A 20,073-nucleotide genomic window follows, 5' to 3' on the forward strand; every position below is an offset into this window, starting at 1 on the left:
GGCGATCACCGGGGCACACCGCGGGCGGTCGGGCGGGAGCCTGGCGGGCGGCGCCGGTAGCGTTGGGCGGGTATCGGGCGAAGGGCGGGCAGGAATGGACATGTACCAGGTCACGGCGGGGGTAGAGGTCGACTACGACGGGCGCCGCGTGGTGTGCAGTGTGCCGCTGCCGGTCCCGCCCCCGGTCGTGTTCGACGCCGTGGCCACCGGCGAGGGCATCAGCTCGTGGTTCGTCCCGTGCGCGCTCGAGCCGCAGGCGGGCGGCCGGATCGTCCAGTTCGCCGACCCCGGCGCGCCCGACCCCACAGCCGGGCCGGAGGCGGCCGCCGAGGCCATGCTCACCGCGACCGTCGGCGAGATCACCGACTACACGCCGCCCGCCGGCAGCGTGCCCGGCCGGTTCGCGTACGCCGAGCGCGACTGGATGGGCGAGGGGGTGCCGGTGCCGCCGTGGGAGACCTCGTGCGAGGTCACCTCCGACGGCGAGGGCGGCTCGGTGCTGACGCTGCGGTCGGGATTCGATTCGGACGGCCAGCTCGCGGTGGAGTCGGTCGACGGCAGCGTCGCCGGCTGGTCCCAGTCACTGACCGTCCTGGCGCATCGCCTGACCCATCGCCCCGCCGACGGGGTGGCGACCGTCGATGCGGCCACCGATCCGGTCGCGATGACGGTGCCGGAGTTGTGGGCCCGGGTGAGTGCGCAGCTCGTGACGCCTGCGGCGGGGGCCGGCGGCGGAGGTTCGGCGAGCACCGGCGCCGTGGCCCGGTCGGGCGAGGTCGGCGGCATCGTGGCGTCGGAAGCGGCTGCGTCGATGGCGTTGATCCTGTCCGCTCCGGTTGACGGGATGCTGGAGCTGTTCGCGTTCCCCGCGGGCGAGACGCATGAGGACGCGGCGGGCCGGGCGGCGCTGGCGGTCCGGCTGTACGAGTACGTCGACGCCCCCGGCGGCGACGGCGCCCCGCTGGGTGCGGCGGCCGTCGACGTGGAGCCGACGTGGGACGCGACGCGCTGGCGGACCTGGCTCGAGGCGCTCATCGATGGGTAATTCCCGGGCGGGGTCAGTATCGTGGCGGGGAGCACGATCGACGTACATCTACGAGAAGTGAGATCGCCCATGGCGGATTCCAACGACACCGTGACCATCGCGACAGGCGAGGGCGCGTCCGGCTCCAGGCTGCTGGGTATCGGCGCCTACCGCCCGGAGCGGGTGGTGAGCAACGAGGAGATCTGCGAGCACATCGACTCGACCTCCGAGTGGATCTACGAGCGCTCGGGCATCCTCAACCGGCGGTTCGCGGGTCCCGATGAGTCCGTCATCTACATGTCCGGCGAGGCCGCCAAGAAGGCCGTGGAGTCCGCGGGAGTCGATCCCGAGCTGATCGACCTGGTGATCCTGTGCACGTCGACGTACGAGGCCCAGGTCCCGCACGCGGCCCCCAAGGTCGCCATGGCGATCGGCCGTAACGGCATCCCGGCGTTCGACATCACGGCCGGCTGCGCGGGTTTCGGCTACGGCCTGGCTGTGGCCACCAACGTCATCCGCGGCGGCGGCGCCCGCTACGCGGTGGTCGTGGGCGTGGAGCGGATGAGTGATGGTCTCGACTTGACCGATCGCAATACGGCGTTCATCTTCGGCGACGGCGCGGGTGCCGTCGTGGTGGGCCCGTCCGACGAGGGCAACGACGTCGGCCCGGTGGTCTGGGGCTCGGACGGCGAGCAGGCCGACGCGATCACCCAGACCAAGGACTGGAAGACCCTCATCGCCGACGCCAAGCAGGGCGCCACCGATCAGCCGTACGTCACGATGGACGGCTCGCGGGTCTTCCGGTGGGCCGCGGTGCAGATCGCCAAGGCCTCGGCCCGCACGCTCGAGGCGTCCGGCGTGACGGCCGAGCAGATCCAGGCGTTCATCCCCCACCAGGCCAACGGCCGCATCAACTCGGCCATGGCCAAGCATCTCGGCCTGCCGGAGTCGGTGGCGATCGCCAATGACATCGAGCAGACGGGCAACACCTCGGCCGCCTCGGTTCCGCTCGCGATGGAGACCATGCTCCGCGAGGGTCAGGCCGAGCCCGGCCAGATCGCGCTGCTGATCGGCTTCGGCGCAGGCCTGTCCTACGCGGGTCAGGTCGTGCGTCTGCCCGCGAAGCCGCCCGCCAACTGACGCGCAGCCCGGCCCCTCGCGGCCCCTTGCAGCCCTCCGGCTGTCGGCCCCGGTTCCCAGTGGTGAACCGGGGCCTTCGCTTTCGCCCCGACATGGACAAAGTTGCCCCACCCGTCCAGTGGGCATTCGTGCGAAAGTGTGGCTATGTTCACATCTCCCTCACCGCGGTCGGCTCGCCTACTGGCGTCCGGTGCCGCTGCCGTCGCCGTATCCGCCCTGACCGTGTCGATGGTCGCGATGGCCCCCACCGTCGCCGCCGCTCCCCCGATCCCGGCGGCACCGCCGGCGACGGGCTCGACGGCCGAGCAGTTCGGCGGCTCCTCGCAGACGCTCGGTGAGAACATCATGGGCCAGGTCAGCAGCTCCGACCTCGGGCCGGCCGTGACCTCGGGGGACGGCTCGGGCCCGGCCCGCTACGTGGCGCTCGGCGACTCGTACGCGGCGGTCGGCCGCATCGCCCCGGGCGCGTGGAGCGCCGGCCCGGTCACCTGCGTCCGGACCGACGACGCCTACCCGAACGTCGTGGCCCGCGAGCTGGGGGTCGGCACGTTCGTCAACGCCTCGTGCGGCGGGGCGGTGACCGACGATCTGTGGGCCCCGGACAAGGGTGTCCCGGCGCAGTTCGACGCGCTGACCGAGGACACCGACCTGGTCTCGCTGTCGATCGGCGGCAACGACGTGGGCTTCGGCGCGGTGCTCGTGGCGTGCGCGGTCCGCACCAACACGGCCGCGCCGTTCCTGCCGGTGATCGACGCCGTGACGGGTCCCGTCGCCGAGGACTTCGACACCACCACCGGCTGCGCGGACGTGATCGACCGGCAGGCCACCGCGGCCCTCGCCGAGCTCGACACCCACCTGGACGAGGTCTATGCGGAGATCGCGCGCCGCTCCCCCGACGCCCGGGTCGTGACGACCGGTTACCTGGCGGCCATCCCGGAGGACGACGCGACCATCGCCTCGTCGCCGGCGTGCGAGCCGCTCATGGCCGCGACCCGGGACGAGCGCGACAAGGTGCGCACGTTCCAGAACGATCTCAACGACGTGGTTCAGGCCGCCGCCGAACGCAACGGCGCGACCGTGGTCATCCCGGACGAGCCCGGCCACTCCATGTGCGCGCCGGCCGACACCCGCCGCGTCGCCCTGCTCGGTGTCGAGACCGGCGCCGCGCCCGTGCATCCGACGACCGTCGGGCACGCCCACGTCGCCGACCGGGTCCTGGCGGCGCTGGAGGCGTAGCCGTCGGGGGAGCGACGAGCCCGACGAACCCCGACGACAACGACGACGACGAGGTAGACGATTCCGGTTAGCACGGCCATTATCCGCCCCACCTGCCACACCAGTCCCGGGGCGAAGCGTTTCGCCTTTGACGGGGCTCCGGCGGGAGCACACTGTGGGCATGCTCACACCTCGTCGTCGTCCCTCCCTAACGCCCTCTACCTCCTCCCGCCGCACCGCGTCTCGCCTGACAGGCGCGCTCGCCGTGGGCGCGGCCCTCACGCTGGCCGTCGCACCGATCTCGGCCGCGCAGTCCACCGCCGAGGCGGATGGCACGATCGCCGTCAGCTCGCTCGGCTCGACCACCGGGGCACCCGGCAGCTCCACGGGCTCGCTCGGACCGTTCGGCTCGCTGGCCGCGCCCGCGTACGCCGAATACGTCGCGTTGGGTGACTCCTATGCGGCGTTCGGGGACCAGGAATCGCTTACCACTCCAGCCCCGTGCAGCCAGAGCTCAGCAAACTACCCCCACCAGCTCGACGCCAATCCCGCCGTAGGCGATCTGACGGACGTGACCTGCGGCGGGGCCATCACAACCGACATGTTCACCGAGCGGCACGAGGGTGTGGCCCCGCAGCTCGACGCGCTTACCGAAGACACCGACCTGGTGACCCTGTCGATCGGGGGCAACGACGTCCACTTCGGAGACATTGTCCAGTGCATCATGTCCGGCACGGTAGGAACTCCTGTGGATTGTGAGGCAGTGATGGGCGATCAGGTCACCGGCGATATCAATGCGGTGTTCGGCGAGGACGGCCCGGTGGATGACATCTACGACGCGATTGCCCAGAAGGCTCCCGGCGCCACCGTCATCGCGACCCAGTACCTGCCGCTGATGCCCGCCGAGGACCCGGGCCCGGCTCAGTGCCCGCTGACCACGCTGATCGGCCAGGCCAATCTCGACTGGGCCCGCGAGATCACCAAGGAGATCAACGACGCGGTCGACGCGGCCGCCGAGCGCAACGGCCACGTCTCGGTCCTGCCCACCTCGGACATCGACCGCTCGGGCTGCGCCGACGCGGACGAGCGCTGGACCGACTTCGCCGGCGGGGAGCCGACCAACGCCGCGCCTTTCCATCCCACAGCCCTGGGCCAGGAGGCCATGGCGGCAGCGATCGCCGCTGCGCTCTGACTCCAGCTGGCGTCAGAGCGCAGCCGCTAACGGCCGGGACATCAGCCCTCGAAGAGCCCCTGCCCCACGTACCCGCCCGCGGGCGCCCCGGGTGGGATCGCGAACACCGCCGACCCGATGGGGATCGTCCACGTGTTGAGGGCGTCCTGCTCGGCGAGCCGCTGCTGCACCGGGATATAGGTGCGCACCGGATCGGCCATGTAGGCGGTGAACAGCAGTCCGGTGTTGCTGATCTCGCCGCCTTCCGGCGGGTCGTCGTAGTTGTACGGCCGCCGGAGCATGGCCTCGCCCCGGTTCAACTGCCGGGCCCGGGCCATGTGTGACTCGGGCGGGATCACGGGCAGTCCCACGTCGTCGATGGCCTCGAAATCGGCGGGGTCGTGCTCGGCGGTGCCGGTGAGCGGCGCCCCGGTGTCGAGCGTGCGGCCGACGGACAGTTCGCGGGAGTTGCGGTCGATCTCCTCCCAGGTGTCCATCGTCATGCGGATACGCCGCAGCACGAGTGCCGAACCGCCCCGCATCCACCGCTGATCGCTGCCGTCGGAGTAGAGGATCTGGTCGAAGTCCATGTCCCCCTCCGGCGTCGGGTTGACGGTGCCGTCGATCTGCCCGAACAGGTTGCGCTGCGTCCGCCCGGACGGGTCGGTGCCCACGGCCTTGCGGAACCCCCGCTGGGCCCACTTCTGCCGCGCCACCCCCCGCACCCCGGAGGCCAGGATGCGGGCGGCGTGCGCGACGATCAGCGGGTCGTCGGCGCAGATCTGCAGCAGCAGATCGCCTTCCGACCAGCGGTCCTCGAGCTGGTCGATCTGCGGGAACGCCGGCAACTGTTGCAGCCACTCGGGTCGCTTGTCCGGCATCCCGATCGCGTCGAAGAAGCCGGGCCCGAGCCCGATGGTCACGGTGAGCCGTGCCGGGTCCGCGGCCAGTTCGGGTTCGAGGTCGGCCAGTCCGGCGTGCCCCTGGGTGAGCCGCGCCGCGTCCTGGGACCAGGCGCGCAGGACGCCCTGGACCTCGGTACGCGTCGCCCTGGGGACGATGTCGAACCCCACGAAGGCAGCGTGCGATTGCGGTGCCGTGGTGATGCCCGCCTGCCGCGGACCGTAGAACGGTTCCGAGGCCGAGCCGACCACGCGGGAGTCGGCCACCGTCTTCCAGGTGACCGCCTCGTCGTCGTCGACGACACCGCGCCCCGTGTATCCGGCGAGGGCGCCGGCGGCGCCACCCCCCACGACCGCCGCGACGCCGCCGGTGAGCACCGACCGCCTGGACAGACCGCGAGAGGTGCGGTCAGCCATCGTGGTTCGCGCCCTCCCCGCCGCCGTGGCTGCCGTGGTCGTCGCCGACGTACTCCTCTTCGCCGCCCTTGAAGTCGCGGGCGGTGAGGGTGATGTCCTGCTCGGTGCCGTCGTCGAACGTCAGGACCATCGGGATCTCCTGGCCGGTGGTGATGGGCCCGGTGAGGTCCATGAACATGAAGTGGTCCTTGCCGGGCTCGAGGAACAGCTCCCCGCCGGCGGGCAGGACGAATCCGCCCTCCTTCTCTTGCATCATCATGCCGCTGCCGCCGGGGACCGTCTCGTGCATCTCGACGCGTTCGCTGACGGGTGAGGTGACGCCAGTGATGCGGATCTCGACGTCCCCGGTGTTGCGGAGCGTGCCGAACGCGCCGCTCATCTCGGTGTCGGTGGCCTTGGCCCAGCCGTTCTCGAAGATCACGACGGCGGCCTCGGACTCACCGCCGTCGTTGGGCTGGCTGGTGGCGGCGGGCTCGTTGGTGGCCGAGTCGGTGGCGGTGGCGCCGGTGGTTCCGGTGTCCTCCGAGCAGGCGGCGAGGCCCAGGGCGAGCGCGAGGGCGGCCGCGGCGGCCACGGTACGGGTGGTGCGGTTGGTACGCATGTGTGTCCTTTGGTGACAGGGGTGATCGCCCGGCCGCATGTGGGCGGGCGTGGTGGCGTCGGATCACACGAAGGCGGGCGGCGCCCGGGTTCCCCCGCCTGTCAGGAGGTACCGCCCGCGCGGGACGTAGGCGTCGTAGGAGGACAACAGGGGTACGACGACGACAAGGCGGACACCCGCCAGCATCGGCCGCACCCGGGCCGCGACCCACGCGAGCGTCCCGGACAGGGCCGCCACCACGGCGAGCGTCAGGAGCACGGCGGCCGCGTGGGCGCCGAGCATCTGCGGGGTGAGCAGTGTCGCCCACGTGATCGGCTCCGCCGAGCCGGCCGCACCGCCAACGACGCCGCCGTCCATCGCGGCGCGGATCGCGGCCGGGTCGGTGACGTGGTGGCCGAGCGTTTCCGTCTGCCCGCCCGGGTGCGAGTGCGAGTGCCCCGAGGACAACACGAGGTGGACGAGCGCCTGCCCGGCCAGCAGGCCGCCGGCCGCGGTGAGCAGCGGCGGCCGTCGACGGGCGAGGGCAGCGGTGACGGCTCCGATGCCGGCGCTGGCGGCCCCCACCATGAGCACGTCGCCCGAGGTGGGAGGGATCGCCGCGGCCCCGGCGGCCAGTCCGTGGGCGCTGATGCCGAAGACTCCGCTGACCACGGCGACGATGATCCCCACGACCGCGGTCACCACAGGGGGGACCTCGGTGCGCAGGCGATCGGCGGACATGACCTGATTCTAATGCGACTCGGTGGTGGTGACGATTCGCGCGCGTTCCTCGGTCGAGAGGCCGGCCTCGACGCGTTCGAGCATGTGGGGGCGCATCTCGGGCAGGTCGTCGACCGCGAACCATCGGACGTCGGTGTTCTCACCATCTGCCGGGTGGGGATCGCCGGAGAAATAGGTGCAGGCGAAGGTGTGATCGATGTACTGGGCCCGGTCGCCGTTGGCGTAGGTGACCATGCGGGAGACGCCGATCGAGGCGACCCTGTCCACGCGGATGGTGACGTCGGCTTCCTCCCGCGCTTCACGCACCGCGGTGTCCGCGGGATGCTCGCCCGGGTCGACGATTCCGGTGACGGGGGTCCACCAGCCGTTGTCGCTGCGCCGGACCAACAGGACCCGCCGGTGATCGGCGCTGCGGATGACGGCGGTCGCGCCAGACAGCCAGAGCGGCGCGGTGCCCACGTGCTCGCGGAGCTTCAGGACGAAGTCGGGGGTCGACATGCCCTGAGGGTAGGCCGGAGGTACGACAGATCCCCCGCCGACCATGTGGTCGACGGGGGATCGCGTGAATCTTGATCAGTTCATCGGCCGGTCAGACCGACCTGCGAACCGGGAGCTCAGCGAACCGGCTGCTGCTCGGGCTCGCACTCGTCCTGCTCCATGGAGCCATTGTTCTTGAGGAAGTCGATGCCCTCCTGCGGCAGGTTGCAGACGGCCCCGACGTCAACGCCCGGAAGGGGCGGCAGGTTGACGCCACCGTTGACGGCGATGCCGATCGCGATGCCGGCGCCGGCCAGCGAGCCGAGGGCCAGGAGCGTCCCGGCGTCGATTTCGCCACCGCTGCCGGGGGTCTCCTGATTGTTCGCGCCGGGATCCGGGGTTTCCTCGCCGTTGCTGCCCTCCGAGGAACCGGAGAAGATGTCCTCGAGCGAGCCGAAGAGGCTGTCCTCCTCGTTCTCCTCGCCGCCATCCGAACCCGAGGACAGGCTGCCCAGCGTGTCGGTCAGCGAGCCGAAGAAGTCGTTCTCGTCGGTGTTGTCGTCATCCTCGGGGGCTGAGCTGCCCAGCGAGCCGGAGTCGATATCGCCGGAGTCGTTATCGTCCCCGGCCCCCTCGTCAGAGCTGCCGTTCGACCCCTCGCCCGAGCCGGTGTTCGGGTTCTCCGTATCGGTCGCGTCAGAAGAACCCGCGAACATCTCCTCGAGCGAACCGAGGAGATCGAACTCGGTGCCGTTCTCGGGCTCAAGTGAATCCGTGAGGCTACCCAGCGAGCCCGTGCCGTCGGTGCCCGCGTCGCCACCGGTCTCACCACCGTTCGAGCCCTCGCCGTTCGAGCCCTCACTCGAGCCGGAATCCTCGGTCAGATCACCGAGCGAGCTGGTGCCCGGCGCCGGGAGCGTTTCGATGTCATCCGCCGAACCCGTGACGTCACCCAGCGAACCCAGCGATCCGGTGTCCGGCTTCAGATCCGGCAGGTCACTCGGCTCGATCGAGCCGAGTGCCAGACCCAGGTCAACGCCGAGGTCCGCCGAACCGAGGTTCGCAGCGACCCCGAGGCCCAGCTCGGCGCTCTGCGCGTTGGCGACACCCGGCAGCGACCCGAGCGCGAGTCCGGAGGCCGCGATGACGGCGATCATCCGCTTGGAGTTCTTCATAGGAATTGCCTTCCTTGACGTTGGGAGACGACCCGGCGACCGGAATCGTGTCGGCTTTCTCATCGAGCGAATTTCGCAACGCGTTACGTCCGAAATGGCTCACACATATGCGGAGCCCAGCCGCATAGACCCGGACATGACGAGAAAGATGGATGAATTACGCAGTCCAACTGCGCCTTTCGCTGATCCAGCCGTCGATTAGCAAACCTGATAGATAAGTGTCAATTAACCAATCAAGTGCTGAGCGAAACCCAGATCCCGGGCTCCGCGCCTGAGAAATCAATGCGACAACCGCCATCCGGCGGCAGGCCGAGTGCGCCTCGCGCGAAGTTGAGGATAACCTCGCATTGCAGCCGACAGTCAGGAGCGTCATGCCAGCGAAAGCCACGTCCGGAGTCCAGTTCCCCGCCGACCCTTCCGGGTCCCGGTCGACGGGCACACTGGCCAAGCAGGTGGTGGCCGACGCGCTCGCCACCGTGGACCCGTCGGCCGCCGAACGCGTCCACCGCATCAAGGACTGGCGCAAGGGCTACATCGAGCCGTTCACCGAGCTCGTCGCGGCGGGCGTCCATGACGCCGACACCTGGGACGGGGTCGCCAGGGCCGCCCTCGACTCACTGCAGTCCCGCATGGTCGGCGCCCATGACGTCAACGGGGAGACCGTCGAGACCCCGATGGCGGACTACCTCGCCGTCGTCGCCGCCACCTCCACCCCGGGCACCGAGACGATCACCGGCACCGCCGAGCCCGAACGAACCCTGTCGATCCCCTACCGCGGTGAGAACCTCTCCGGCGCCGCGCTGAGCGACCTGCTCGACCGATGGATCGCCGACGGCGTCGTGGAACCCAGCTGCGCGGCCGCCCTGCGCCTGGTTCAGGACAACCCCGACTGGTTGTCCCTGCCCGGCCGCGCCATGCTCGTCCTGGGCCTCGGCTCCGAGATGGGCCCCGCCCGCCAACTGCTTCGCTGGGGCGCCGACGTGATGGGCGTCGACCTGCCCTCCAGCCCCGCGTGGGAGCGCTTCCGCAGTGGGGCCGACCAGTTCGCGGGACGCCTCCACATCCCCACCGACGCTGACGGCCGACCCGGGATCAACCTGCTCACCGAGCTGCCCGAGCTCGCCGCCTGGGCCCGCGACGCCGCCCCCGCCCCGCTGACGGTGGGCAGCTACTTCTACGCGGACGGCGGGACCCACGTGCAACTGTCCTCGGCGGCGGACGCCCTCGTCGTCGACCTCTTGTCCGATTCCACCGCCACCGCGCTGGCCTACCTCGCCACCCCGATGGACACCTTCGTCGTACCCGCCGACGTGCGGGAGGCCTCCGACGCCGCACTCGCCGACCGTAGGGCCATCGACGTCAAGAAGATCGTCGGCGCCCTCACCCGTGGCCGCCTGTTCCACCGCAACTACGCCGCCGGCCGCGGACCGGCCGTCCACGACGCGCTCGTCCCCCAGCAGGGCCCCAACTACACGCTCGCCAAGCGCGTCCAGCGCTGGCGTGCCACCACCGCCTTCGCCGACGGCCACACCGTCTCCGTCAACGTCGCCCCCGCCACCGACACCTACTCCGTGACCAAGAACAAGATCCTCGCCAGCACCTACAAGGGCGCGGGCGCGTTCGGCATCGAGATCTTCGAGCCCGACACCTCCTCGGCGATGCTCGCGGCGCTCATGGTCCACGACCTCAACGTGGACCGACCCGAGGTCGACGTGCAGTGGCAGCACGAGTCGTCCGGCGCCGCCTCGGGCGGACTGTGGCGGCAGCCGTACCTGCCCCGGACCGCCCTCCCGGTCGCGGCGCTGCTCGGTACCGTGAAGAGGTAGCGCTCGCCACTCGCCGACAGTAAGGACGCAGCCATGCCGAACCCGTTCTCCAAGGGCTGGAACTACCTCAAGGCCTCGCTCGACAAGACGGTCGACGACAACGCCGACCCCAAGGTGCTCGTCCGCCAGGCGATGCAGGGCGCCCGGGACCAGCACAAGGCCGTGGCCGACCAGGCCGCCGCGGTGATCGGCAACGCCAAGCAGCTCGAGATCGCGATGGGCACCAAAGCCCGGCAGCTCGACGAGGTGCAGGGGCAGATCCGGCAGATGCTGCAGATGGCCGAGAAGGCGCGCGCGGAGGGCGACCAGGCGCGGGCCGGCCAGCTGGAGACGCAGGCCGAGCAGATGGCCGGGCGGCTCGTGACGCTGGAGTCGGACCTGGAGCACACGCGGCAGTTGCACGGTCAGGCGACTCATGCGGCCGAGCAGGCCAAGCAGGCGGTCGGCGAGTCCGAGCGGAAGCTGCGGGAGACCCTGGCGCAGGAGGACCAGCTGCTGCTGCAGGCCACGCAGGCCGAGATGCAGCATCGCACCACCGAGTCGCTCACCTCGATGGAGGGCGTCGGCGGCGGTAACTCGCCGACGTTCGACGAGATCCGCAACAAGATCGAGAGCCGGTACACCACCGCGCTCGGCAAGCAGGAGCTCGCCGAGGCCACCGGCGGCCCGTCCACCGCGCAGCTCGACGCCGCCGCCCTCACCCGGGAATCGGAGGGCCGCTCCAAGCTTGACCAGATCCGCGCGTCGATGGGCCTCGAGTCGGGCGGTGCGGCGGGCGCGGGCCGCCAACTGACGGAGGGCGACGACGACAACGCCGCCAGCTCCGCCCCCGGCGACGCCCGGCCGGCCGACACCGGCGGCGCCGGAGGCACCGACAGCGCCGAGGGCGGGCAGTCGGGCCCGACGCTGCCCCGCGACACGCGCCAGTAGTCGCTCGCGCGTCGCTCGTGCGGATGCGGTTGAGGGCCATGCCCAGGGAGTTTCAGGACATTCACTTGGCACGCTCAGTGGTTTATCATCAGCCAGTGGCCTCCGCGTGGTGGCTCAGCGGGTCGTTGAGCGGGGTCGCTTCCCTTCCCGCGCAACCAAGGTGACCCCGTGAACTTGAGATCCCTTCCGGCCTCCGCAGCACGCCGCGCACTCGTCCCCGCGGTCGCACTGACCCTGGTCTGCGGCGCGGCGGCGCCCGCGGCGGCACAGGCGGGCTCCGGCGATCCCGCATCGCTCGACCCGGGCTCGATCGGCAACATCGGTTCGGTCAACAACCTGGGCGGCAGCGTCGACCCGTCCAGCGCCGCCGCCGGTTCCGCGACCGTCGGCTCCACCGGCTCGACCGGCACCGACTCGCTCGTCGGCCTCGGCACCCTGCCCCCGATGGGCACCGGCTCGCAGAACACCACGGCCACCCCGCCGATCGGCATGGAGTCCGAACCAGTCGAGGTCACCGAGGTGCGCGATGTCGAGGTCGGCGACCAGATGGTCGCCGGCGGCGATCCACGCTTCGAGCGCTGGTGGGTCGCCTCCAAGTCCATGAACCGCGTCCTGCCGGTCGAGATCTGGCGCGCCGCCTCGGACGCTCCGGCGCCGATGCTCTACCTCCTCGATGGCGTGGACTCGCCCTCGCCGAGCGGCTGGCTGCTGCCCGGACAGATCCAGGAGGTGTTCGCGGGGGAGCACGTCACCCTGGTCATGCCGGCACGGGCAGACGGCTCGCTGCACGCGGATTGGCAGCACGACGACCCGGTACTGAGCCGCAACAAGTGGCAGACGTTCCTCACCCAGGAGCTGCCGCCGCTGCTGGAGTCCGGCGCACACGCCATCCCGTTCACGGGCAAGCGCGGCGTGGCCGGCCTGTCGATGGGCGCCGCCAGTGCGGTCACCACCGCGGAGCGCAGCCCCGGGATGTACGAGGCGGTCGGCGCGATCGCCGGCTGCTACACCGCCCGCGACGACCTGGGCTTCCTGCTCGCCAAGATCGTGACCGAGTCCCGGGGCGGCACCATCGCCAACATGTGGGGCCAGCGCAACGACCCCGCCTACCTGGAGAACGACGGCCTGCTCCACGCCGAGAAGCTCCGCGACAAGGCGCTCTACTTCGCGACAGCGACCGGCATGCCCGACGCCACCGAGTGGCAGCGCAACGACCACGACTTGCTGCGCTTCAGCCAGGGCGCCGGCTTGGAGATCGCCACCCACGCCTGCACCGTCGACATGGACGAGCGCCTGAAGGAGCTGGGAATCGGTGCGCGCGTCGACTACCTGCCGACCGGGATGCACAACTGGGATAACTTCAGCCGCTTCCTCGCGCCCATGCGCGATACGGTGATGCCGGCGCTGCGCTAGAGCATCCGGCCGACGCGGCGTCGCTCTCACCGCGAGGAGACGCCATGTCCACCCCACCCACGGCCTCCGGCTCCCTCACCGAGTCGGGGGCCGTCGTGTTCACGCGCCGACTGCCGATCTCGCGCGAGCAGGCGTGGGCGGCCGTCACCGACCCGGCCCGCACTGCCCGGTGGATCGGCCCGTGGTCGGGCGATCCGGCCAGCGGTACCGTCGAGTTGACGATGACCGTCGAGGGGGGCTCCCCCACGTCGACCGTGGAGGTGCGGCGGTGTGAGGAACCGGTGGTCCTCGTCGTCACCACCGGTCCCGGCGGGTGGGTGCTCACGGTGCGCGTCGAGGGCGACGACGACGAGGCCGTCATCTCCCTGGAACAGGATATTCCGGACGCCGAGTCCGCCGCCTCGATCGGTCCCGGGTGGGACTTCTACCTGGACCGGCTGGTCGAGGCCGAGGCGGGCCGGGATCCGGATGCGCTCGGATTCGACCCCGACTATTACCCAGGTCTGGCCGGCTACTACAGGGAGTTGTTCAGCGGCCGAGGTTGATGTCGTACCCCCTTGCTACCTTGATTCCAGTCGAACACAGAAGCGACTGAATCAGAGCGTGGAGGGGGTGGCGTGGATGGCGATGGCGGGAATGGACCAGACGTCGGAACCCGGTTCGGACACCAGGATCCCGGAGGCGAGCAAGGCGGTTCTCGAGGCCCTCCGGGCGGAGAATCGTGCCGCCGCCGCCCGCTTGCGTGCGTGTTACGCGCTACTCGACATCTGTGACGATGTGGAGTTCCAGCGGGCTATCGACGCCGGCTACGACCCGATGGGCGAGGAGCCGCAGGACTATGCACTGATCGATCCCTTTGACATCGCCTGCGCCGAGATCGTGGCCGCGTACGGCGTACATACCCACAGGGCGCGGGCGCTGATCAGGCTGTCGATCACGCTCGTCGACAACTTCCCCGCCCTACTGGAGGCCATGGAGAGCGGCCGCCTCGACGAGGACACGGCCAAGATGCTCGCGCGCCAGATGCGGGTCGTGGAACCGAGGTTCAGGTCCGCCGTGCAGAAGGCCGTGGCCGACTGGCTCCTGGGCGCGATCGACGCGGGGCAGCGGCCCGGCCGAGATCGGATTCTCAGCCAGACGGATCGCATCATCGAGGAGTCCGACCCGGACGGCGTCCTCGCCAGACGCCGGCGCGCGATCACCGAGCGGAACGTTCAGGTCCGTCGCAGCAGTGACGGCATGGCCCAACTCCATGCCTATCTGACGTCGGCGGAGGCGGCGGCACTGTACGAGGCGCTGCAGATGTCGGCGCGCGATCAGATCAAGAAGGAGAAGGACTCCCGCGGCGAGTCGACCCGGTACGTGGACGCGGGGGTATGCGACAACTCGTCCGGCCGGCGCATCGGCGAACGCCGCGCCGACGCCTTGGTCGACGCGATCCTCGGGCCCGGACAAGGCGCCGATCCCGGCTCTGCCCCTGAGCCGGAGCGCCTCGCGGGCCAGCGCCTCGCGGGCGAGACTCCCCGCGCCCAGCTCCGGCCACACATCACCGTGCTCACCGAACTCGGCCCGGGCGGTGAGCCTGCCGTCTACATGCCCCGGGGCGGTCCGGCCACGATCGATGCCCTCATGGAGCTGCTGTCGCGCTGTGTCGGCGCCACCATCTCGGTCCCGGACCCCTCGCCCGGGTCGGCTGACTCGTCGACGACCGCCCGGCGCTATCGGATCAGTGCCGAACTGGCCCGCCGCATCCGGCTACGGGACGGTACCTGTCGGCACCCCGGGTGCTCGGTGCCGGCCGACGACTGCGATGTTGACCACGTCCGTCCCTTCAATCACTCTGATTCCGGCTCCGGCGGGTTGACCGTCGAGTTCAATCTCATGTGCCTGTGTCGGCGGCACCACCGCTTCAAAACCTTCCACGGGTGGAGGTACCAACTGGCGCGCGACGGCACACTGACCGTCACCACCAGCACTGGTCACACCCTCACCACCGAGCCGGACGGGCCGCTGGCGCGATGGCGCCAACGGCCGGACGAGGGGGCCTCCTCTGACGCCGGGCCACCGCGGCCGTGGCTCAGCCCTGAGCCGAAACCGACCTACTGGTTCCAGCGCATGCAACGCCAGGTCGCGGCACGTCGAGAGAACATCGCCGCCAGGCGTGTCCCCGAGCCCGGCGACCCCGGCTACGACCCGCCACCGTTCTGACCGAGGCGGGCCGCCGGCTCAGCGGTGCTTGAGAAGGACCGCCCGGATGCCCTCGTGGAATCCGTCACGCAGACGCACGCGCTGGGCCTCGGTGAGCGTGAACTCGTTGAGCATCTGGCAGGCGAACTGCAGCAATGGCCTGTCGATCGCCGGCGGAAGCACCCCGCCCGACAGGAGATGCGCGTCGTCGCGCTGCTCCTCGGTGGCGGCCTGCTCGTACCACCAGGTGGCGTACTGCTGTCCCACGTCGAAGGGGGTCTGCTCACCGGAGGAGGTCCACACCTCCTCGGGCAGAGGTACGAACTTCGACCGCAGCGGACGACGATGCGGGGCCATCATCGACGGGCTCGGCCGCGCGGAGCCGTTGGCCGCCGGCTCGTCCGACGCGGGCGCAGCCGCGGCCGGGGGCTCGGCCCGGGGCGCCGGGGGGACCTGGCCGGGCTTCGGCACTGCCGGCCGGTCGGCCGGATCGGCCAGACCGGCAGGGCTGGCAGGGCTGGCAGGGCCGGCAGGGCCGGCAGGGCCGGCAGGGCCGGCAGGGCCGGCAGGGTCCTCGCGGTGGGCGTCATCAACAATGGCCGCGCACTCCTCCCCGTCGGCCGCGAGCTCCTCGGCCTCGGCCGCGAGCTCCTCGTCGGCCACGGTCTGGCGCGTCTCGTCCGCCACGGTGGTCGCGGCGGCGCGGTCGGACCGCAACTGCACGTCGACCATGTCCACGGTCTCCTCCGCCTCCGGATCGCGGGTCTCCTCGCCGGGATGCGCCGGGCGCGGGGCCGCGGTGCGCACCTTCGGCGGGATCGGCCCCTCGAGGACCCGGATCTGCATGGCGTCGTGGAATTCGGTGCGGGGATCGAGCACCGTCGTGGTGTCGCAGGCATGACGCAGCGCGGACGAGATGGAATCCCAGCCGAATCCGACGAGGTGCATGCGCACGCCCGCGTCGACGGCCACCCGGACGCCCGGGATCATGTCGGCGTCGCCGGTGACCAGGACCATGTCGGAACAGTGCCCCTTGTACGCGGCCTGGATCATATCCGCGACCAGCAGGGTGTCGACGGCCTTCTGCGTCCGGCGCTCACCCCACTCGATCAGCTGACCGGCCCGCAACTGCACGCCCTCGATGACGCGCAGTGTCCGTTGATAGCGGTGTGGTCCTGAATCCGGGATGCCGTCGTACCAGTTCTGGCGCTGGACCGGCTGATCCACCAGACCGTGCGCGACCTGATCTAAACGGTGCACGACCGTGGCCAGAGAGATCTCCAGCTGACCGCGCGCCCCCTCCTCCCACGAGTTATAGAAACTCGCCAGTAGGTAAGACGTATCGACGAGGATCAGAGTTCGTTGAAGCATGATGATCACGACCTGTTCTGGTTGTCATTCGTTGACTTCCAGCATGCCGCAGGGCGCACGGACCCGCAGGGGTCGCTACCGAACAACGTCAGGAGTCTCTCGATGTCACAACCCTTCGCCACGCCGACCGACCTCAGTGGAAGGGTCGTGCTGGTCACCGGCGCCGCCCGCGGACAGGGCCGCGCCCACTGCGAGGCCTTCGCCGCTGCCGGCTGCGACGTGATCGCCCTCGACCTGTGCCGCGACATCGAGTCCGTGCCCTACCCGATGGCGAACCCGGCGGACCTGGAGGCCACCGCCGAGGCCGTGCGTGCGCTCGGGCGGCGCTGCGTAACGGGCGAGGTCGACGTGCGGGACATGCCGGGGATGCGCGAGGCCGTCGACGCCGGTGTCGCCGAGTTGGGGGGCCTGGACTTCGTGGTCGCCAACGCCGGGGTCTCGCCTCAGCCCATCCCGTCGTGGGAGCGGACCGAGGAGGAGTGGGACTCCACCCTCGACATCAACCTCAAGGGCACCTGGGTCACCACCACCGTGGCGATTCCCCACATCCTGGCCACCGGCCGGGGCGGAGCGGTCATCCTCATCAGCTCGATGGTCGCGCTGCGCGGCGGCTCCTTCACCGCCAGCTACGCGACCTCGAAGTGGGGCGTCCGGGGCCTGGCCAAGGCCCTCGCCGGGGAGCTGGGCTTCTCCAATGTGCGGTGCAACTCCATCCACCCCGGCAACGTACGCACGCCGATGATCGAGAACCCGTCGATGATCGCCATGATGTCCGGCGGACAGGGCACGACGCTCGAGGACACCACCGAGACCTTCGCCGGCATGAACCAGATGCCGCAGCCGTGGGTCGGGCCCGAGTCGATCGCCTCCATGGCCCTGTACCTGTGCAGTGATGCCGGCGCCGGCATCACCGGCGCCTCTATCCCCGTCGACCTGGGCGGAAGCGAGAAGTTCGGGCGCTGACCGACCGCGCTTGCCAGACACGAGAACGGCCCGGCACCCTCAATCGAGGGAGCCGGGCCGCCTGCGCTGCGTTGTTTTGCGCCGTGCTGCCTTGTGCTGTGCGGGCTATCAGCCCTGCGGGGTCGTCGGCCGCGGGACGCTGATGGTCGATCCCGTGGCGCTCCACACCATGGTCCAGAAGATGTCCACCACGGGCTGGATGGCCTGCAGGAAAATGTCGTTCGCGTTGCTCATGTTGGTCCCCTCGTCAGTGTCTCTTCCCGGCGGCGTGCAACCGAGTACGTCCGGTATGTCGCCGCCAACCCGCCCGACGTTACACAACCGTGATATCCGTGGCGACTCCCACACTTTTCGCACTGGTCACGGCTGTGCCGCCCCGCCCTCACCCTGCGGTGGACTATCGCCGCAGAGTGTGACTCACCCGACAAAGCTAACCTACGGGACCGTAACTTACGGTACCGTAGCTTCATGGCAATCACCGACATCCCAGAGTTCGCACATCTCAGCGAGGATGACATCGAGGCGCTCGGCGCGGAGCTGGAGCAGATCCGTCAGGACATCATCGGCTCCCTGGGTGAGCGAGATGCCACCTACATCCGCAACACCATCCGCTTCCAGCGCGGCCTCGAGGTCGGCGCCCGGGCGCTGCTGATGGTGGGCTCACGCAACAAGACCGCGTGGGCGATCGGCGCGGGCGCGCTCGGCGTGGCCAAGATCGTCGAGAACATGGAACTCGGGCACAACATCATGCACGGACAGTGGGATTGGATGAACGATCCCGAGATCCACTCCACCAGCTGGGAGTGGGACAACGTGGGCACGTCCGAGCACTGGAAGCAGACCCACAACTACATGCACCACAAGTACACGAACATCATCGGCATGGACGACGATGTGGGGTACGGACTCCTCCGCGTGACCCGCGACCAGCGCTGGCACCCCTTCTACTACGGCAACCTGGCGTACAACACCGCCCTGGCACTGCTGTTCCAGTGGGGTGTGGGGATCCAATACCTGGAGCTGGGCAAGGTAGTCAAGGGCCGCGACGACCGCGAGGAGACCAAGCGCAACGTCGCCCTGTTCCTGCGCAAGGCCGGCCGCCAGCTCGCGAAGGACTACGTGTTCTACCCGGCACTGTCGGGCAAGGGCTGGAAGTCCACCATGACCGCCAACCTGGTGGCCAACGGCATCCGCAACGTGTGGACCAACGCCGTGATCTTCTGCGGCCACTTCCCCGACGGCGCCGAGAAGTTCACCAAGAAGGACCTCGCGAACGAGACGCGGGCCGAGTGGTACCTGCGCCAGATGCTCGGCTCCGCGAACCTCACCGGCGGCCCGGTCATCGACTTCATGTCCGGCAACCTGTCGTACCAGATCGAGCACCACCTCTACCCGGACATGTCGTCCAACCGCCTGGCGGAGGCGTCCGTACGGGTGCGCGAGGTGTGCGACAAGTACGACCTGCCGTACGTAGCCGGCTCGCTTCCGGTGCAATACCTCAAGGCGTGGCGCACCATCGCCAAGATGTCCCTGCCCAACCACCTGCTCAAGGACACCGCCGACGACGCCCCCGAGACCCACTCGGAGCGGATGTTCGAGGGGCTCCCCGAGCCGAAGCCGACCGCCGGGAACGGCAAGCGCGCCGGACTCAAGACGGCGCTACGCCAGCAGCGCGCCCGCCGTCGCGCGAAGAAGTACGTGCCGGTCTCCTGACCTGAATCGCACGCCGCCACGCCCTCGACACCTGATCAGGTGTCGAGGGCGTCCGTGATTTCGACGCCCCAGTTGTAGAACCGGCGATAGGCTGACCCCGGAAGTCGGCCGTACCAGTCCAGCACCAGTCACACATGACGACGGGAGTACCCATGGAGGACCGGCGAATGCTGATCGCCGACTCGGCGATCGAGGTCGTGGCGAGGGACGGCATCCGGGCGCTCACACACCGGGCCGTCGACTCCGAGGCGGGCCTCCCCTCCGGCTCGACCTCGTACTACTGCCGCACCCGGGCACAATTGGTCGGTCTCACCGTCGACCGGGTCACCTCGCTGCTGCGGGGATTCGTCGAGGTCTCGGGAATCCAGGAGCTGGCGTCCACGAACGCCGACGACGTGCTGGGGGTGCTCTCCCGCATGATCGAGGCCCTGCTCGCCGACTACCGCGGCGAGCTGGCCGCGCGGTCCGCGCTCATCATCGAGCTCTCCGGCAAGGAGGACACCACCGATCTCGTGTCCTCACTGCTGGACCCCAGCGACCTGACCAACGCGCTCGACGCCACCGGGATGCGTGAGCCGGCGGTCGCCGCGATGGACCTCCTCGCCGTCTTCGAGGGCCTGATCTGGGAGCGCACCGTCGGCCGCCTCGCCGGCCAGGCCGTCGACCGCGCGCACGACTCCGAGCTGCTCAGCGCCGCGCTCGCACGCCACGAGCACCGCGGCCCCCGCAACCTGTTCGGCCTGCGCCGCTAGCCAGGCGCCGCCAGCCCCACAGCACCATCCCGAGCCCCCGACGCCCTGCCCCCAGGCCGTCGGGGGCTCGCCTGTC

At 70.1% G+C, this 20,073-nt stretch carries 19 protein-coding genes; 12 read left to right on the top strand and 7 right to left on the bottom strand.

Features of this window, described 5'->3' with window-relative positions:
* The first annotated feature begins 100 nt into the window (after nucleotides 1-100).
* The 4 genes from ACWIE7_RS09085 (at nucleotide 101) to ACWIE7_RS09100 (ending at nucleotide 4,571) form a co-directional block, all read left to right on the top strand.
* Entirely contained in the window at nucleotides 101-1,045 is a 945-nt protein-coding gene (locus ACWIE7_RS09085) for an SRPBCC family protein (protein WP_454069073.1), read from the top strand.
* 69 nt (nucleotides 1,046-1,114) lie between these two features.
* A complete protein-coding gene (locus ACWIE7_RS09090) occupies nucleotides 1,115-2,164 on the top strand; it encodes a beta-ketoacyl-ACP synthase III (protein ID WP_454057714.1) in 1,050 nt (349 codons plus the stop codon).
* Between the two features lie 144 nt (nucleotides 2,165-2,308).
* Nucleotides 2,309-3,400 carry an SGNH/GDSL hydrolase family protein gene (locus ACWIE7_RS09095; protein WP_454069074.1) on the top strand — a complete coding sequence of 364 codons (1,092 nt, stop codon included), beginning with the start codon at nucleotides 2,309-2,311 and terminating at the stop codon, nucleotides 3,398-3,400.
* Between the two features lie 160 nt (nucleotides 3,401-3,560).
* Nucleotides 3,561-4,571, top strand: a complete 1,011-nt coding sequence (locus ACWIE7_RS09100) for an SGNH/GDSL hydrolase family protein (protein ID WP_454057716.1) — start codon at nucleotides 3,561-3,563, stop codon at nucleotides 4,569-4,571.
* A gap of 41 nt (nucleotides 4,572-4,612) precedes the next feature.
* Here ACWIE7_RS09100 and ACWIE7_RS09105 read toward each other — a convergent pair whose 3' ends face one another.
* The 5 genes from ACWIE7_RS09105 to ACWIE7_RS09125 all read right to left on the bottom strand — a co-directional run bounded on the left by ACWIE7_RS09105 (nucleotide 4,613) and on the right by ACWIE7_RS09125 (nucleotide 8,842).
* A complete protein-coding gene (locus tag ACWIE7_RS09105; protein ID WP_454069075.1) occupies nucleotides 4,613-5,869 on the bottom strand; it encodes a Dyp-type peroxidase in 1,257 nt (418 codons plus the stop codon).
* Nucleotides 5,862-6,470: a copper chaperone PCu(A)C gene (locus ACWIE7_RS09110; protein WP_454069076.1), complete on the bottom strand. Its 609-nt coding sequence runs from the start codon at nucleotides 6,468-6,470 to the stop codon at nucleotides 5,862-5,864. Before ACWIE7_RS09110 ends, ACWIE7_RS09105 begins: the two co-directional genes overlap by 8 nt.
* Nucleotides 6,471-6,533: 63 nt before the next feature.
* A complete protein-coding gene (locus ACWIE7_RS09115; RefSeq protein ID WP_454069077.1) occupies nucleotides 6,534-7,190 on the bottom strand; it encodes a hypothetical protein in 657 nt (218 codons plus the stop codon).
* Nucleotides 7,191-7,199: 9 nt separating this feature from the next.
* Nucleotides 7,200-7,688: an NUDIX hydrolase gene (locus tag ACWIE7_RS09120; RefSeq protein ID WP_454057720.1), complete on the bottom strand. Its 489-nt coding sequence runs from the start codon at nucleotides 7,686-7,688 to the stop codon at nucleotides 7,200-7,202.
* A 116-nt stretch (nucleotides 7,689-7,804) separates the two neighbouring features.
* Nucleotides 7,805-8,842 (bottom strand): hypothetical protein, encoded by a 1,038-nt coding sequence (locus ACWIE7_RS09125; protein ID WP_454069078.1) that lies wholly within the window; start codon nucleotides 8,840-8,842, stop codon nucleotides 7,805-7,807.
* 371 nt (nucleotides 8,843-9,213) lie between these two features.
* On the opposite strand from ACWIE7_RS09125, the gene ACWIE7_RS09130 reads away from it, so the two are divergent.
* The 5 genes from ACWIE7_RS09130 to ACWIE7_RS09150 all read left to right on the top strand — a co-directional run bounded on the left by ACWIE7_RS09130 (nucleotide 9,214) and on the right by ACWIE7_RS09150 (nucleotide 15,219).
* The gene (locus ACWIE7_RS09130) at nucleotides 9,214-10,668 is read left to right on the top strand and encodes a hypothetical protein (RefSeq protein ID WP_454057722.1); all 1,455 of its coding nucleotides are present in this window, start codon (nucleotides 9,214-9,216) and stop codon (nucleotides 10,666-10,668) included.
* A 33-nt stretch (nucleotides 10,669-10,701) separates the two neighbouring features.
* Nucleotides 10,702-11,598, top strand: a complete 897-nt coding sequence (locus ACWIE7_RS09135; RefSeq protein ID WP_454057723.1) for a PspA/IM30 family protein — start codon at nucleotides 10,702-10,704, stop codon at nucleotides 11,596-11,598.
* Between the two features lie 168 nt (nucleotides 11,599-11,766).
* On the top strand, nucleotides 11,767-13,011 hold the full coding sequence (locus ACWIE7_RS09140) for an alpha/beta hydrolase (RefSeq protein WP_454069079.1): 1,245 nt from the start codon (nucleotides 11,767-11,769) through the stop codon (nucleotides 13,009-13,011).
* Nucleotides 13,012-13,055: 44 nt separating this feature from the next.
* Nucleotides 13,056-13,556 (top strand): SRPBCC domain-containing protein, encoded by a 501-nt coding sequence (locus ACWIE7_RS09145; protein WP_454069080.1) that lies wholly within the window; start codon nucleotides 13,056-13,058, stop codon nucleotides 13,554-13,556.
* Between the two features lie 91 nt (nucleotides 13,557-13,647).
* Nucleotides 13,648-15,219 (top strand): DUF222 domain-containing protein, encoded by a 1,572-nt coding sequence (locus ACWIE7_RS09150; protein ID WP_454069081.1) that lies wholly within the window; start codon nucleotides 13,648-13,650, stop codon nucleotides 15,217-15,219.
* A gap of 18 nt (nucleotides 15,220-15,237) precedes the next feature.
* Here the strand turns inward: ACWIE7_RS09150 and ACWIE7_RS09155 are convergent, their stop codons facing one another.
* Nucleotides 15,238-16,569, bottom strand: coding sequence for an NYN domain-containing protein (locus ACWIE7_RS09155; protein WP_454069082.1), 1,332 nt, complete (start codon nucleotides 16,567-16,569; stop codon nucleotides 15,238-15,240).
* Nucleotides 16,570-16,671: 102 nt separating this feature from the next.
* On the opposite strand from ACWIE7_RS09155, the gene ACWIE7_RS09160 reads away from it, so the two are divergent.
* On the top strand, nucleotides 16,672-17,532 hold the full coding sequence (locus tag ACWIE7_RS09160; protein ID WP_454057728.1) for a mycofactocin-coupled SDR family oxidoreductase: 861 nt from the start codon (nucleotides 16,672-16,674) through the stop codon (nucleotides 17,530-17,532).
* 108 nt (nucleotides 17,533-17,640) lie between these two features.
* Here ACWIE7_RS09160 and ACWIE7_RS09165 read toward each other — a convergent pair whose 3' ends face one another.
* Nucleotides 17,641-17,766 carry a hypothetical protein gene (locus ACWIE7_RS09165; RefSeq protein ID WP_269075136.1) on the bottom strand — a complete coding sequence of 42 codons (126 nt, stop codon included), beginning with the start codon at nucleotides 17,764-17,766 and terminating at the stop codon, nucleotides 17,641-17,643.
* A 234-nt stretch (nucleotides 17,767-18,000) separates the two neighbouring features.
* On the opposite strand from ACWIE7_RS09165, the gene ACWIE7_RS09170 reads away from it, so the two are divergent.
* Together ACWIE7_RS09170 and ACWIE7_RS09175 are read left to right on the top strand one after the other, a co-directional pair.
* On the top strand, nucleotides 18,001-19,245 hold the full coding sequence (locus ACWIE7_RS09170; RefSeq protein WP_454069083.1) for a fatty acid desaturase family protein: 1,245 nt from the start codon (nucleotides 18,001-18,003) through the stop codon (nucleotides 19,243-19,245).
* Between the two features lie 152 nt (nucleotides 19,246-19,397).
* Complete coding sequence (locus tag ACWIE7_RS09175; RefSeq protein ID WP_452100462.1) at nucleotides 19,398-19,997, top strand: TetR/AcrR family transcriptional regulator; 600 nt, start codon at nucleotides 19,398-19,400, stop codon at nucleotides 19,995-19,997.
* Nucleotides 19,998-20,073 lie beyond the last annotated feature (76 nt).

Source organism: Dietzia sp. NPDC055343 (assembly GCF_053645265.1).